18 protein-coding genes are annotated in these 13719 nt (G+C 68.2%); 16 read left to right on the plus strand and 2 right to left on the minus strand.

The features are described 5' to 3' along the window. The coding region (locus HHL15_RS04640) for an integrase core domain-containing protein (RefSeq protein ID WP_169144668.1) at positions 1–360 on the plus strand (360 nt) is incomplete at its 5' end. A gap of 166 nt (positions 361–526) precedes the next feature. Further along, entirely contained in the window at positions 527–991 is a 465-nt protein-coding gene (locus HHL15_RS04645; protein WP_169144669.1) for a bacteriohemerythrin, read from the plus strand. Between the two features lie 18 nt (positions 992–1009). Here HHL15_RS04645 and HHL15_RS04650 read toward each other — a convergent pair whose 3' ends face one another. After that, entirely contained in the window at positions 1010–1816 is an 807-nt protein-coding gene (locus HHL15_RS04650; protein ID WP_169144670.1) for a sulfite exporter TauE/SafE family protein, read from the minus strand. 3 nt (positions 1817–1819) lie between these two features. After that, positions 1820–2299 (minus strand): EVE domain-containing protein, encoded by a 480-nt coding sequence (locus tag HHL15_RS04655; RefSeq protein WP_169144671.1) that lies wholly within the window; start codon positions 2297–2299, stop codon positions 1820–1822. 113 nt (positions 2300–2412) lie between these two features. Here HHL15_RS04655 and HHL15_RS04660 point away from each other — a divergent pair, with 113 nt between their 5' ends. From HHL15_RS04660 to HHL15_RS04725, 14 genes are all read left to right on the plus strand, one after another. Beyond that, a complete protein-coding gene (locus tag HHL15_RS04660) occupies positions 2413–4077 on the plus strand; it encodes a mechanosensitive ion channel family protein (RefSeq protein WP_169144672.1) in 1665 nt (554 codons plus the stop codon). A gap of 106 nt (positions 4078–4183) precedes the next feature. Beyond that, complete coding sequence (locus HHL15_RS04665; RefSeq protein WP_235943236.1) at positions 4184–4417, plus strand: hypothetical protein; 234 nt, start codon at positions 4184–4186, stop codon at positions 4415–4417. A 15-nt stretch (positions 4418–4432) separates the two neighbouring features. Next, complete coding sequence (locus tag HHL15_RS04670; RefSeq protein WP_206198595.1) at positions 4433–5293, plus strand: DMT family transporter; 861 nt, start codon at positions 4433–4435, stop codon at positions 5291–5293. Beyond that, the gene (ruvC, locus tag HHL15_RS04675) at positions 5290–5859 is read left to right on the plus strand and encodes a crossover junction endodeoxyribonuclease RuvC (protein WP_169144675.1); all 570 of its coding nucleotides are present in this window, start codon (positions 5290–5292) and stop codon (positions 5857–5859) included. Before HHL15_RS04670 ends, ruvC begins: the two co-directional genes overlap by 4 nt. Before the next feature lie 170 nt (positions 5860–6029). Then, positions 6030–6599, plus strand: coding sequence for a DUF4255 domain-containing protein (locus HHL15_RS04680; protein ID WP_169144676.1), 570 nt, complete (start codon positions 6030–6032; stop codon positions 6597–6599). Continuing rightward, complete coding sequence (locus HHL15_RS04685; protein WP_169144677.1) at positions 6596–7411, plus strand: hypothetical protein; 816 nt, start codon at positions 6596–6598, stop codon at positions 7409–7411. Before HHL15_RS04680 ends, HHL15_RS04685 begins: the two co-directional genes overlap by 4 nt. A gap of 25 nt (positions 7412–7436) precedes the next feature. Then, on the plus strand, positions 7437–9404 hold the full coding sequence (locus HHL15_RS04690; RefSeq protein ID WP_169144678.1) for a phage tail sheath C-terminal domain-containing protein: 1968 nt from the start codon (positions 7437–7439) through the stop codon (positions 9402–9404). 74 nt (positions 9405–9478) lie between these two features. Next, positions 9479–9913 (plus strand): phage tail protein, encoded by a 435-nt coding sequence (locus HHL15_RS04695; protein ID WP_169144679.1) that lies wholly within the window; start codon positions 9479–9481, stop codon positions 9911–9913. Positions 9914–9929: 16 nt separating this feature from the next. After that, a complete protein-coding gene (locus tag HHL15_RS04700; RefSeq protein WP_169144680.1) occupies positions 9930–10373 on the plus strand; it encodes a phage tail protein in 444 nt (147 codons plus the stop codon). A 9-nt stretch (positions 10374–10382) separates the two neighbouring features. After that, positions 10383–10544, plus strand: coding sequence for a DUF5908 family protein (locus HHL15_RS04705; RefSeq protein ID WP_169144681.1), 162 nt, complete (start codon positions 10383–10385; stop codon positions 10542–10544). Between the two features lie 18 nt (positions 10545–10562). Next, complete coding sequence (locus tag HHL15_RS04710) at positions 10563–11231, plus strand: CIS tube protein (protein WP_169144682.1); 669 nt, start codon at positions 10563–10565, stop codon at positions 11229–11231. Positions 11232–11289: 58 nt separating this feature from the next. Further along, a complete protein-coding gene (gene vgrG, locus HHL15_RS04715) occupies positions 11290–12996 on the plus strand; it encodes a type VI secretion system tip protein VgrG (protein WP_328824991.1) in 1707 nt (568 codons plus the stop codon). Positions 12997–13006: 10 nt separating this feature from the next. After that, positions 13007–13279: a PAAR domain-containing protein gene (locus tag HHL15_RS04720; protein WP_169144683.1), complete on the plus strand. Its 273-nt coding sequence runs from the start codon at positions 13007–13009 to the stop codon at positions 13277–13279. A gap of 7 nt (positions 13280–13286) precedes the next feature. Continuing rightward, positions 13287–13715: a GPW/gp25 family protein gene (locus HHL15_RS04725; protein WP_169144684.1), complete on the plus strand. Its 429-nt coding sequence runs from the start codon at positions 13287–13289 to the stop codon at positions 13713–13715. Positions 13716–13719: the final 4 nt, after the last annotated feature.

A 13719-nucleotide genomic window follows, 5' to 3' on the forward strand; every position in this document is an offset into this window, starting at 1 on the left:
CAGGCCGCCACCCAGTACTTTGCCGAGTTGGGCATCACCATCGAGCGAGTGATCACTGACAACGGTTCGGCCTTCCGGTCCCACGCCTTCCGGATCGCCTGCGGTGCCTTGGGCATCCGCCAGAAATTCACCCGCGCCTACCGGCCCCAGACCAACGGCAAGGCTGAGCGATTCATCCAGTCCGCCTTGCGCGAATGGGCCTACGGGCACGCCTACACCAACTCGGATCAGCGGCGTGCTGCGCTGCCACTCTGGAATCACTTCTACAACTGGCACCGACCTCATCACGGAATCGGCTGCCAAACCCCCAGCTCTCGGCTACCGGGTGACAGAAACAACGTCTTGACTCTTCACATCTAGCACATTCAGATTACGCGAGTCACCCGCGGGGCGTAACTCGGGCAAAATACGGGTCTCGCATGCGCAATAGAATGACAATCAGATAAAAACTGACTTCTGCGCAATTCCGCAGCACCATCGGCCGTGCGTCCCCAACCAATCGGCCGGTCCCTTCAGAAGGACAGCAATGGCATATCTCTCTTGGTCAGACGACCTGGACACCGGCATTGTCGAAATCGACAATCAGCACAAGCAGATCATGGACTTCATCAACCGCCTCCATGACGCCCGCCAGCACGCGGACCGGAGCAACATCGTCGCGGTGGTGGACGATCTGGTGGAATACACCCTGTCCCACTTCGCCTTCGAGGAATGCCTGATCGAGGACGCCGGCTACGAGTTCGTGCGCGGCCACAAGAAAGTGCACGAACTCTTCGTGCGGCGGGTGAACGGCTTCGTGGAACGCCTGGCCAAGGGCGAGGACATCAGCCACGAACTGCACAGCCTGCTGCACCGCTGGCTATTCAGCCACATCCGCCACGACGACGCAGCCTACGTGGCAGCGGTCCGCCCCAAGATGAAGGTGCTTACCGAGACGCAGGCACCAGGCGGCTGGCTGTCCCGCTCCCTGAAGCGCTTCTTTGGTGGCTGACGCCCCGCCGGCCGGCCTTCAGCTGCTCAATACGGTGTGCAGCATCTTGGTGGACAGCAGCACCAGCACGGCCGCAAAGATCTTCTTCAGCGTCGCCACCGGCAGCTTGTGAGCCAGCCTGGCACCGACAGGCACCGTAAAACTCGACAAGGCGCTGAGCAGGACCAGGGCCGGCAGATACACATAGCCCGCCGACCACTCCGGCAACCCACCCGAGCCCCAGCCATTGATCAGGTAGCCCACCGCACCCGCCACCGCGATGGGCAGGCCGATCGCCGCGGAGGTGCCGATGGCGTTCTGCATCTTGACGTTGCACCAGGTCATGAAGGGCACCGACAGGGAGCCACCACCGATCGCCACCAGCGCCGAGATCACCCCGATCGCTCCGCCGACACCGGCCAGCCCGACCGTGCCGGGCAATTCACGCGAAGGCTTGGGCTTCACGTTGAGGATCATCTGCAGGGCCACGTAGGCCATGAAGCAGCCAAAGAAGATCGCCAGCGGCGTGGTCGGCACGCGGGAGGCGATGAAGGTCCCGCCAAACGTGCCCAGCAGCACCCCCGGCGCCACGCCCCGGACGATGTCCCAGCGCACCGCGCCGTGCTTGTGGTGGGCCCGCAGGCTGGCTATCGAGGTGACCACGATGGCCGCCATCGACGTCCCCAGAGCCAGGTGCACCAGGTGTTCCCGTGGCACCCCCTGCGCGGCGAACAGCGTCGTCAGGATGGGCACCATGATGCCGCCACCGCCCACCCCCAGCAGTCCCGCAAAAAAGCCCACGAAGGCCCCCAGGGCCAGGTAGGCCACCAACCATTCGATACCCATTGTTCAATCCAGTAGATCAGAAGCGCCAAGCAGCTGCCCGACGATGAAGCGCCATTCCGCCGGCTCCACCGGCGTGATGGAGAGGCGGTTGCCGCGCGCAAGGACGCGCATGTTCTCCAGTTCCGGGTGGCGGCGCAACTCGGGCAAACCCAGGAGCCGCGTCTTGCGCACGAAGGCCACATCCACGTGCATCCAGCGCGGGTTCTCGCGCGTGGCCTTGGGATCGTGGTAGCGATGGGCCGGGTCGAACTGGGTCTCGTCCGGGTAGGCCGTCGAGGCCACCCGGGCAATCCCGGCAACGCCCGGTTCGGCGCAGCCCGAATGGTAGAACAGCACCCCGTCACCCACCTGCATCTGGTCGCGCATGAAATTGCGCGCCTGGTAATTGCGGACGCCGTACCAGGGCACGGTCTGAGCCGGGAGGGCCTGCAGGTCGTCGATCGAAACATCGTCCGGTTCGGACTTCATCAGCCAGTAGCGCATGGGTGACTCCTGTTTACCTGCCCGGTCGTGTGTGATGGCCGAAATTGTGGCATACATGCGGCGGCTGGCCGCAGCACCATTGCGGCACACGCACATCCTGGAGACCGGATCCCATGCGCATCACCCCACCTGCCGGCCGCCAGCGGCCTCTGCCGCCCGCCACGCTGGCGCGCGTCCTGGGCCTTTTGCTGGCGGCCCTCACCCTGCTGCTTGGCGCGGCCACCGCAACCCTTGCAGCGGAGCCTGCCGCCGCCAGCCCGGCTGAAGCCGAGCTGGTGCTGATGAACCGCAGCGTCGTGCGCTTCCGCGCCAGCGTGCTCGGCTCGCCACCCGCCCAACGAGCCGAGCGCGGCGCCCGCAACCTGGCGTCGATCCTGGCCCGCAACGACAGTGACGAGGTCAGGGCCCAGCCCAATGACATCGGCAACCTGATCATGGTGGGCGACCAGCTCGCCTTCATCCTGTCGCCGGACGACGCCGACAAGCTCTCCGGCGAAACCCTGCCGATCCTCACCGACAGGACACTCGATGCCCTGCGCACGGTGATCGCCGAGTCCCGCGAAAGCAGGGACAGCGAGGCCTTGCTGAAAGGGCTGGCGGTCAGCGCGATGGCCACGGCCGTACTGCTCCTGCTGATCTACGTCCTGACGCGCCTGCGCCGCTGGATCGGCACGCACCTACTGACCGCGGTCGAGCGTGGCGCCGAACGCCTGCGCCTGGCCGGAGCCGAGCTGATCCGCCGGGACCGCATCCTTGCAGCGGTCGGCTGGGTCACCCATGCCGTCTATTGGCTGCTGGTGGTGGTGCTTGTCCATGCCTGGCTCGGCGTGGTACTGGCCCGTTTCCCCTACACCCGGGCCTGGGGCGAACGCCTCAGCCAATACCTGCTCGGCGTGGTCGCCGACCTGGGTGGCGGCATCCTGACCACCCTGCCCAACCTCCTCATCGCCGGCTTGATGTTCCTCATCGCCCGTGGCGTGGTGGGCGTTCTGAAGCCCCTCTTCGACCACATCGCCGCCGGCCAGGCCGGTATAGGCTGGCTGGACCAGGACACCGTCGAGCCGACCCGCAAGATCACCAACATCCTGATCTGGATCTTCGCCCTGGTAATGGCCTACCCCTACCTGCCCGGCGCCCACACCGAAGCCTTCAAGGGCATGTCGGTGCTGATCGGCCTGATGGTCTCGCTGGGCGCCTCGAGCATCGTCGGACAGGGCGCCAGCGGGCTCATCCTGATGTACTCGCGCACCCTGCGCAGCGGCGAATACGTGAAGATCGGCGAACACGAGGGCACCATCGTCGGCATCAACCTGTTCACCACACGCCTGCGCACCGGCCGCGGCGCCGAGATCACACTGCCCAATGCCATGATCGTCGGCAGCGCCACCCGCAACTACTCACGCACCGTGAATGGCGAGGGCTTCATGCTGGACACCAGCGTCACCATCGGCTACGACACCCCCTGGCGGCAGGTGGAAGCGATGCTGATGGAGGCTGCCCGGCGCACCCCCGGGATTCTCGCCGAGCCCGTCCCCCGGGTGTTCCAGACCGCCCTGTCAGACTTCTATCCCGAATACTGCCTGGTAGCCCAGGCCACTCCGCTCGGCGCCGCGCCACGGGCCGAAGTACTGAGCCGCCTGCATGCCAACATCCAGGACGTCTTCAACGAATACGGCGTCCAGATCATGTCGCCCCACTACATCGAAGACCCCGAATCCGAAAAGGTAGTGCCCCCTGGCCGCTGGTACCCTTCGCCAGCTCACCAACCAGACGCATGACACGCACACACCAACGCCCTTCGCGCCGCCCAGCTCCCCCTGCCGCTGCATCCGGGCCCCCTGGGGTATGATCCCGGGCTGCCCCATGATCGCCCCAGGAACCCCCATGAGTACATCCCCCGAGCGCCGCAAGAACCTCAGCCTGCGTGAGCTGGTGGACAAGGCCTACCTCATCATCGAGCCCTTCTTCGATCCGGCCAATGCCTGGAACGGCCAGTCCCTCGAGCACCTCGCCTACCGGGTGGTGCGCGAGAACCTGCCCGACATCTCGCCGGCCGAGGTGCAGGTCATCGTCTCCGCCGCTGCCCGCATCTACCGTAGCAAGCACATCCCCCGGTAGGCCCCGGTGACCCCGTTGGCAACCCGTCTCTACCCGCTGCTGTTCGTGCTCCTGTGGAGCACCGGCTTCATCGGCGCCAAGTACGGCCTGCCCTACGCCGAGCCCCTCAGCTTCCTGTGCGCCCGCTATGTGCTGGTGATCGCCCTGATGGGCGTACTCGCCCTGGCCACCCGCGCGCCATGGCCGAAGGACCCGCGCCAGTGGCTGCACATCGCGCTCAGCGGGGTGCTCGTCCATGCCATCTACCTGGGCGGCGTGTTCACCGCCATCCGCCACGGCCTGCCGGCCGGCATCACCGCCCTGGTGGTCGGCCTGCAACCGCTGCTCACCGCCCTGGGTGCCGGCGCCGTACTCGGCGAACGAGTGCTGCCGCGCCAGTGGATCGGCCTGGTGGCCGGCTTCACCGGGGTAGGGCTGGTCGTCGCCCACAAGGTCGCCGCCGCCACCGCACTGCCGGAGCTCGGCGCCATGCTCATGCCGGCCGTGGTCGCGCTCCTTGGCATCACCATCGGCACCCTGTATCAGAAGCGCTTCTGCCCCGGCTTCGACCTGCGCACCGGCTCAGTGATCCAGTTCCTGCCCACCCTGGCCCTGTCGGCCCTGGTGGCCAGCCAGACCGAGAGCATGGTCATCGACTGGTCCGGCCAGTTCGTCTTCGCCCTGCTGTGGCTGGTGCTGGTGCTGTCGGTGGGTGCGGTCAGCCTGCTCAACCTGCTGATCCGCAGCGGCAGCGCGGTGAATGTGGCCAGCCTGTTCTACCTGACGCCCCCCACCACCGCCCTGATCGCCTGGGCCGCCTTTGGCGAAACCCTCACCGGGCTGGCCTTGGCCGGCATGGGCCTCAGCGTCTTCGGCGTGTGGCTGGCACGCAAATGAAGGTCCATGGCCCCGCCGCCTCGGCCACCGTCGCCACGCGCATCCTGGGCATCGACCCGGGCCTGCGCATCACCGGCTTCGGCCTCATCGACACCCTGGGCAGCCAGCTGCGCTACGTGGCCAGCGGCTGCATCAAGACCGGCGAGGGCAGCCTGCCGGAACGCCTCAAGATCATCCTGGCGGGCATCCAGGAGGTGATCGACACCTACCGCCCCGACCAGGTGGCAGTGGAGATCGTCTTCGTCAACGTCAATCCCCAATCCACCCTGCTCCTTGGCCAGGCCCGGGGCGCCGCCATCTGCGGTGCCGTGTCGCGCGACCTGCCGGTGGCCGAATACACGGCCCTGCAGGTCAAGCAGGCGGTGGTAGGCCATGGCAAGGCCGCCAAGGAGCAGGTCAGCCACATGGTGCAGCGCCTGCTGAGCCTGGACGGCGCCCCCTCCGCCGATGCCGCCGACGCCCTCGGCTGTGCCATCTGTCATGCACACGGCAGCAGCGGCCTGGCCGCCATGACCGGGGCCGGCACCCGCAAGCGCGGCAGCCGCCTGACCCTGCGGGAGCGCTGAGCTTCACCCCTGGCTGCTCCCGACCCACGCAGGGGACGGCAGCCTTCATAGCCGCAGACATTCACCATTACGCGAAACGCATCGACATTTCTATCGCACCCCTCCCCGGCGGCACCTAAGATTCAACAACACAAGCCGGCATGACCGGCACATGGGGACGGGGAGACAAAGTGATCGACGTATCGCTGAAGTTCCTGATCGACGAGCTCAACGGCTACCTGCAGCGGCGCCTCGACTCCAGCTTCGGGCAGGCCGCCCTGGGCGCCCTGGTCGATGACAAGGGCACCTGGACCATCTCCGAGGACAGCCTCCGGATGTGCCTGTTCCAGATCGAGGAAGAACGCATCACCCGCGCCCCGGTACCCCAGCAGACGCTGGTGGATGGCCGCCACGTCACCCTGCGGCCGCCTCTCACGATCAACCTCGTGGTGCTCATCGCCGCGCGCTTCAGCCAGTACCACGAAGGGCTGCGCATGCTGGCCCTGGTCCTCACCCACTTCCAGGCCCACTCGCTGTTCACGCCGGCAACCCACCCCGGGCTCCCGGCGGGCGTAGACAGACTGTCCGTAGAACTGGTCAATTACGGGCCCGAGCAGGCCAACCAGATGTGGGCCTGCCTGGGCGCACGCCACCTGCCCTCGGTGGTGTACCGGGTCCGCATGCTGATCCTGCAGGACAGCGAGCCCGACCAGGTGGCCATGCCGGTCACCCACATCAGCACCCGCACGGGGCCGCGATGAACGCGCATTTCCGCCTGCTCTGGCAGATCAGCGTGCATCACGCCTTCCGGGGTGGCGCCGCCGACGAGTTCGAGTTCGTGCCTGCACCCTCCGCCAAGGACAGCCTCGCCGCCATGCAGGCCGTGCTCAGGCAGCGGGGCGGCCGGCTTCAGGTCATCATCGCCACCGACGAACTCGGCGCGCCGCTGGGCGACAGCCCCGGCCGCAGCCTGCTCTTCGGCCTCGTCCCCCGCCAGGCCGCTTTCGCCCTGTACACCCGCGCGCCCGCCCTGGCCGCAGGGCAGATCCCGCTCTACGCCAACAGCCCCGACGCCCCGGACAGCCTGGCCGCACCCCGCGGCATTCCCCGCGGCGACCCGCTGCTCGCCAGCAGCGGCCTGGCCGATGCCACACCCTGGGGCCTCCTGCAGCTCACTGCCAGCAACGACCACGTCAGCCGAGGCCAAGCCTTCCAGCTGAACCTCGAGGCCCGCGAGGACACCCTGCGCTACTACGTGGTGCTCACCCCCGCCGATGCCGACGACGCAGCCAGCCTGCGCATCGAGGACACCGGCGCAGCGGGCGACGGCCGTGCCCCCATCGCCTTCCGCCGCATCGAATCGGACGCCTTCGGGCCCACCCACCTCAGCCCCGCCCAGCTCGGCGGCGGCGCCCGCCGCACCGTGCTGTTCGAGACCCTCGCCCCGGTACCCCGCCGCGCCCGAGGGCCCCGCGGGCTCGAGCTGCACCGCCATGACGAAGTCCTGATCGGCCACCTGCCCCAGGCAGGCGCCGACCGCCCCGACGCCCAGTTCGTCGTCCATCTCAAGTAGTCCAGCGAAGAGGAGCGAAGCCGCCATGCCCACCTACCGCACGCCCGATGTGTATGTCGAAGAGATTTCGGTCTTTCCGCCCTCGGTGGCCGAAGTGGAGACTGCAGTGCCCGCCTTCGTCGGCTACACCGCCCGCGCCACCCGCACGGTGAACAACGACCTGCGCAACGTCCCGACCCGCATCACCTCCCTGCTGGAGTTCGAGACCCTGTTCGGCGGCGCTCCCGCCCTGCAACTCGAGCGGGTGGACCTGGACAACGCCAGCCGCTTCCAGAGCGCGACCCTCGCCGCCACCAACACCAAGTACCTCTACGACAGCATGCGGCTGTTCTTCGACAACGGCGGCGGCAAGGCCTGGATCACCTCGGTGGGCGACCTCGACGACGCGGTGGACAAGACCGCCCTGATCGAAGGCTTCAAGCACGTCGCCACGGTGGACGAGCCCACCATCCTGCTCGCCCCGGATGCCGCCGGCCTCGGCGCCGATGACCTCGCCGCCGTACAGGTGGCCACCCTCAACCAGTGCGGCAAGCTGGGCGACCGGGTCGCCGTGCTCGACACCCGCCTGGCCGGCAACAAGCTGGAACACACCACGGTGGTCGAGGAGTTGCGCAACCGGATCGGCATCAATCACCTCAAGTACGGCGCCGCCTACGCCCCCTGGCTCAAGCTCAACTACCCCAAGAACGTCGGCTATGCCGATGTGCGCGGCGTGCTGCGCAAGGGCGGCGTGGCCGTCACCCTGGCCAGCCTCAGCGGCGACGCCGGCGTCGTCGCCATCATCCAGGGGCTGGAGCAGATCCTCGTCGACCAGAACGGCCTCGCCGCACGCATCGGCAATGTCAGCGGCAGCCCCGCCACGGCCATCTCCGACGCCTACGGCGCCGCCGTGCTGGCCTACCAGGGCGAGCGCAGCGCCGGCAACCTGGAAGACCTGTTCGCCCTGGTCTTCCGCCTCGCCCCCATGCTTGACGGCATGGTCGCCGGCGCCACGGCCTTCACTCACCCCGGCCTGCGCGGCGACGTGACCCGCGCCATCACCAACAGCTTCCTGCCCGCCCTGCGCGAACTCATCGCCATCGAACGCGAAATGGACGACAAGCTCGGCGATGATGCCGGCTACACCCTGCAATACACCAACACCGGCGCGCTGACCCTGCCCGCCTGGGCCACCCTGTTCGGTGCCGGCGCCCCGGCCATCCCCAACCCGGCCACCGCGGTCACCGGCGCGACCGACGCGGAACTGCTCAACAGCGGCCTGGCCCATGTGCAGCGCATCTACGCCCCGCTGGCCTCCGCCCTGGACGCCATCGACGCTTCCCTCGGCGCCTACCGGGCCAATGCCGAAGCCAACCTGCTGGAGAGCTTCGGCACCTACCGGGACATCATCCGCGGGGTCGGCAGCACCCTCACCGCCTGCCCGCCGTCGGGCGCCATCGCCGGCATCTACGCCCTGGTGGACAACCAGCGCGGCGTCTGGAAAGCCCCCGCCAACGTCAGCCTCACCGGCGTGATCGGGCCGACCTACGCCCTCGACAGCGACGACACCGACAGCCTCAACGTCGATGCCACCGCCGGCAAGTCGGTCAACGCGATCCGCGCCTTCGTCGGCAAGGGCACCCTGATCTGGGGCGCCCGCACCCTGGCCGGCAACGACAACGAATGGCGCTACATCTCGGTGCGGCGCTTCTTCAACATGGTCGAGGAGTCGGTCAAGAAATCCACCTATTGGGCGGTCTTCGAGCCGAATGACGCCAATACCTGGGTCAAGGTGCGGGGCATGATCGAGAGCTACCTCACCCAGAAATGGCGGGAGGGCGCCCTGGCCGGCGCCACCACCAAGGACGCCTTCTTCGTGCGCTGCGGCCTCGGCACCACGATGAGCAGCCAGGACATCCTGGAAGGCCGCATGTACGTGGAGATCGGCATGGCGGTGGTGCGCCCGGCCGAATTCATCATCCTCAAGTTCTACCACAAGCTCCAGACGTCCTGATGCCCGGAGCCGGGCCGCGCTGAATCCCCCGCCGGCCTGCCCCGCCCCCGCCATCGATCGCGAAAGGAACCGACATGCCCGCCCAGTATCCCCTGCCCGTCTTCCATTTCACCGTCCAGTGGGGCGGCACCCGCATCGGCTTTTCGGAGGTCAGCGGCCTGACCCAGGAAAACCAGGCCATCGAGTACCGGGACGGCTCCTTCCCCGAGTACTCCTCTATCAAGATGCCGGGCCTGCGCAAATTCAGCAACCTCACCCTCAAGCGCGGCATCGTGAAATCGGACAACGACTTCTTCAAGTGGCTCGCCACCATCAAGCTCAACACCGTCGAGCGGCGCGACCTCACCATCAGCCTGCTCAACGAAAACCACGAACCGGTGATGGTCTGGAAGATCCACAACGCCTTCCCAGTCAAGGTGGAGGGGCCGCAGCTCAAGGCCAGCGGCAACGAGGTGGCCATCGAGTCCATCGAGCTGGCCCACGAGGGCCTCGAGCTGCAGAACGAATGAGCGGCCTGCCCCAGCCATGTACACCCCGCCGGTCGGATTCCACTTCAAGGTCGAGGTCCTGGGTCTGCCCCGGGCCGTGGACGATGACGTGCGCTTCACCGAAGTCAGCGGCCTGTCCTTCGAGCTGACCACCGAAGAGGTGCCCGAGGGCGGCGAGAACCGCTTCATCCAGCGCTACCCGGTGCGCGTCAAATACCCCGACCTGGTGCTCAAGCGCGGCCTGCTGAAAAGCTCGGCCATCTGGGACTGGACCCGCGACAGCATCGAGAACCTGGACATCCGCCCCTGCAACGTGGACGTCAAGCTCCTCAACGAGGAACACCAGCCCCTGATCACCTGGCACCTGGTCGGCGCCTGGCCGGTCAAGTGGGCGGTCACCGACCTCAACGCCAGCAACAACGCCGTCGTCGTGGAAACCCTGCAGTTGGCCTACCAGTACTTCACCGTGGACAAATCCTGAAAGCCCGCCATGCCCATCATCGTCGATGAAGTGGTCATCTCCGTCGAAGTCGGCAATGCCGCCTCCGGTGGCACCCCCACCCCGCCCGCACCGGAAGCCGACCGGCAGGCCCTGGTGGCCGAATGCGTGCAGCAGGTGCTGGACATCCTGCGCCGGGACCAGGAAGCCTGAGCGCCGGAGCCCGCCGCCATGCCCGACCGCGGACAGCTCGAACACCTCCGGATCGAGGCCTACACCAAGGCCGACTATGCCGGCACACCCATCGCCACCTTCGAGGCCTACGTCAATCCCGCCGAGCTGACCCTCTCCTACGAGATGGAGTACGACAGCGGCCAGGGCGCCGGCACCACCGGCAGCCGCATGGACTTCAAGAAGATCAAGCCCGGCGACCTCAACCTGGCCTTCTTCATCGACGGCACCGGCGCCAACGGCCGGCCGGAGGACGTGCAGCGCAAGGTCGAGTCCTTCCAGGAGGTCACCGGCTACAACGGCGACATCCACCGCCCCAACTACCTCAAGCTGATGTGGGGCCGCCTGCAGGTCAAGCGCTGCGTGCTGAAGAGCGCCTCCATCGCCTACAAGCTCTTCAAGCCCAGCGGCATCCCCCTGCGGGCGGTGATCACCGCGGTGTTCACCGACACCGCCGACGACCAGACCCGGGTGGCCCTGGCCCAGGACTCCTCCCCCGACCTCACCCACGTGCGCATCGTGCATGCGGGCCAGACCCTCGCCGCCCTGTGCCACGAGATCTACGGCGACCCGCGCCTCGCCCCGCGGGTGGCCCGGGCCAACGGGCTGGACGGCTTCCGCCACCTGGCGCCGGGCACCCGGGTCGTCTTTCCGCCCCTGGAGAAATGAAATTCCCGCCCCCCGCACGCTCCCCATCGCCGCCGCCCACCGGGAGTTCACCATCAAGGTGAACGGCAGCCCCGTGCCGCGCACCCACCAGCTCCTGTCGGCCAGCCTGTCCAGCAGCGCCGGCCACATCGCCTGGGCGCGGCTGGCCTGGCGCGACGGGGACGCCGCCAGCGGCGCCTTTGCCCTCGCCGACGACGCCCTCTTCGCCCCCGGCGCCGAAGTCGAGATCCTCGCCGGCGCCGACACTCCGGACCGACTCTTCAAGGGCATCGTGGTCAGCCAGCAGCTGCGCATCCGCGAGAGCTCAACCCCCCAGCTCATCATCGAATGCCGCCACGCCGCCACCCGCATGAGCCTGCGGCGGCACAGCGCCACTTACCTGGAGATGAGCGACGCCGACGTGATCGGCAAGCTCTTCGCCGACGCCGGGCTGAGCATCACCACCGCCACCACCAGCGTCACCCACCCCCACCTGGTGCAATACGACTGCACCGACTGGGACTTTGCGGTGACCCGCGCCGAGGCCAACGGCCAGCTCCTGCTGACCCGCGCCGAGGCCCTCGAGACCCGCGTGCCCGATGCCTCCGGCGCCCCTGTGGCGACCCTCCAGTTCGGCGCCACCCTGCTCGAGTTCGACGCCCGGGTGGACGCCCGCGAACAGACCCGGGCCGTGCAGGCCCTCACCTGGAATGCCGCCGACCAGGCCGTGCACAGCCTCGACGCCAGCCCCCCGGCCTTCACGGCCCCCGGCAACCAGTCCACCGACAGCCTCGCCGATGCCCTCGGGGTGGACAACCTGGCATTGCCCCACGTCATGCTCCCCGACGCCGAGGCCAGCGCCGCCGCCGACGCCCGCCTGCTGCGCGCCCGCCTCGACCAGGTCAGCGGCCGCGCGGCATGCCTCGGCCTCGGCCAGGTGCTGCCCGGCGACGTGGTCGAGCTGGCCGGGGTGGGCGGACGCTTCAACGGCCGCGTGCTGGTCACCGGGGTGCGCCATGAGATGGACGCCACCCAGGGCTGGCGCACCCACCTGCAGTTCGGCGGCGTGGGCGAAGACCCCGCCCGGCGCCAGCGCCTCGAGGCCCGCCGTACCACCAGCCTGCTGCCCCCCGTGCACGGCCTGCAGGTGGGCGTGGTCAGCGACAACGAAGATCCCCAGGGCGAATTCCGGGTACGCATCCGCCTGCCCCTGGTCGACCCGGACAGCGACGGCGTGTGGGCCCGGGTCGCCGCCGCCGACGCCGGCGACAACCGGGGCGTGATGATCCGCCCCGAGATCGGCGACGAGGTGGTGGTCGGCTTCTTCGACGACGACCCGCGCGCCGCGGTGATCCTCGGCATGCTCCACAGCAGCGCCAAACCCGCGCCGCTCACCCCCAGCAACGACAACCACGAGAAGGTCTTCCGCAGCCGCAGCGGTATCCGCATCCACATGGACGACGACAAGGTCGTGCTGACCCTCACCACCCCGGCGGAACAGCAGATCGTCTTCGACGACGACAAGGGCGAGGTGCTGCTCAAGGACAAGAACGGCAACAGCCTGCGCATGGACAGCAGCGGCATCACCATCGAGTGCTGCGACACCCTGTCCGTCAAGACCAAGGGCACGACCCGGCTCGACGTGGGCAGCAACGCCGAGCTGAAAAGCGCCACCGGCATCGAGATCAAGGCCGGCACCCGCCTCGCGCTGGAAGGCAGCGCCGGCACCGAACTGAGCAGCCCGGCCGTCACCCAGGTCAAGGGCTCGCTCGTGCAGATCAACTAGGAGAAGCGCCATGCCCAGTGCCGCCCGCCTCACCGATGTCAGCGTCCATGGCGGCCTCGTCATCGGCCCGGGGGTGCCCACCGTGCTCATCGGCGGCCTGCCCGCAGCGGTGCTGGGCGACCTGCATGGCTGCCCGATCCCCCCGCCGCACCCGCCGGTGAGCCCCTTCGTGGCCGGCAGCGCCACCGTGCTGATCGGCGGCCGGCCAGCCCTGCGGGTCGGTGACAGCTGCGGCTGCGGCGCCAGCACCGCGGTGGGCGAGCCCACCGTGCAGATTGGCTGAGGCGGCCATGAGCGATCCTTCATCCTTCCTCGGCCGCGGCTGGTCCTTCCCGCCCGCCTTCGCCAACGGCGGCGTGCAGATGAGCGAAGACGAGGCCGACATCCAGGCCAGCCTGCACATCCTGTTCGGCACCGCCCCCGGCGAGCGCTTCCTGCACCCGGACTACGGCCTGGACATGCGCGCCCTGATGTTCGAGCCCTTCAGCACCACCCTGCGCAGCGACCTGAAGGACCGCATCCAGAAGAGCGTGCTGGTCCATGAGGCGCGCATCCGCCTGCTCGACGTGGACATCGACGACAGCCGGCTGCACGAAGGGGTGGTCAGCATCCGCCTGGACTACCGGGTGCGCAGCACCAACTCCCGCTTCAACCTGGTCTTCCCCTTTTACCAGGGCGAGGCCGCCGCCGCGGCGCACACCGCCCATGCCGGGAGATGAGCCG

Origin of the sequence: Zoogloea dura (assembly GCF_012927165.1) — a bacterium.
GTDB classification, from domain to species: Bacteria; Pseudomonadota; Gammaproteobacteria; order Burkholderiales; family Rhodocyclaceae; genus Zoogloea; species Zoogloea dura.

Coding starts and splice junctions, on each gene's coding strand:
- HHL15_RS04645 (WP_169144669.1), top strand. CDS start 527: ATGGCATATCTCTCTTGGTCAGACGACCTGGACACCGGCATTGTCGAA.
- HHL15_RS04650 (WP_169144670.1), bottom strand. CDS start 1,816: ATGGGTATCGAATGGTTGGTGGCCTACCTGGCCCTGGGGGCCTTCGTG.
- HHL15_RS04655 (WP_169144671.1), bottom strand. CDS start 2,299: ATGCGCTACTGGCTGATGAAGTCCGAACCGGACGATGTTTCGATCGAC.
- HHL15_RS04660 (WP_169144672.1), top strand. CDS start 2,413: ATGCGCATCACCCCACCTGCCGGCCGCCAGCGGCCTCTGCCGCCCGCC.
- HHL15_RS04665 (WP_235943236.1), top strand. CDS start 4,184: ATGAGTACATCCCCCGAGCGCCGCAAGAACCTCAGCCTGCGTGAGCTG.
- ruvC (WP_169144675.1), top strand. CDS start 5,290: ATGAAGGTCCATGGCCCCGCCGCCTCGGCCACCGTCGCCACGCGCATC.
- HHL15_RS04685 (WP_169144677.1), top strand. CDS start 6,596: ATGAACGCGCATTTCCGCCTGCTCTGGCAGATCAGCGTGCATCACGCC.
- HHL15_RS04690 (WP_169144678.1), top strand. CDS start 7,437: ATGCCCACCTACCGCACGCCCGATGTGTATGTCGAAGAGATTTCGGTC.
- HHL15_RS04695 (WP_169144679.1), top strand. CDS start 9,479: ATGCCCGCCCAGTATCCCCTGCCCGTCTTCCATTTCACCGTCCAGTGG.
- HHL15_RS04700 (WP_169144680.1), top strand. CDS start 9,930: ATGTACACCCCGCCGGTCGGATTCCACTTCAAGGTCGAGGTCCTGGGT.
- HHL15_RS04705 (WP_169144681.1), top strand. CDS start 10,383: ATGCCCATCATCGTCGATGAAGTGGTCATCTCCGTCGAAGTCGGCAAT.
- HHL15_RS04710 (WP_169144682.1), top strand. CDS start 10,563: ATGCCCGACCGCGGACAGCTCGAACACCTCCGGATCGAGGCCTACACC.
- HHL15_RS04720 (WP_169144683.1), top strand. CDS start 13,007: ATGCCCAGTGCCGCCCGCCTCACCGATGTCAGCGTCCATGGCGGCCTC.
- HHL15_RS04725 (WP_169144684.1), top strand. CDS start 13,287: ATGAGCGATCCTTCATCCTTCCTCGGCCGCGGCTGGTCCTTCCCGCCC.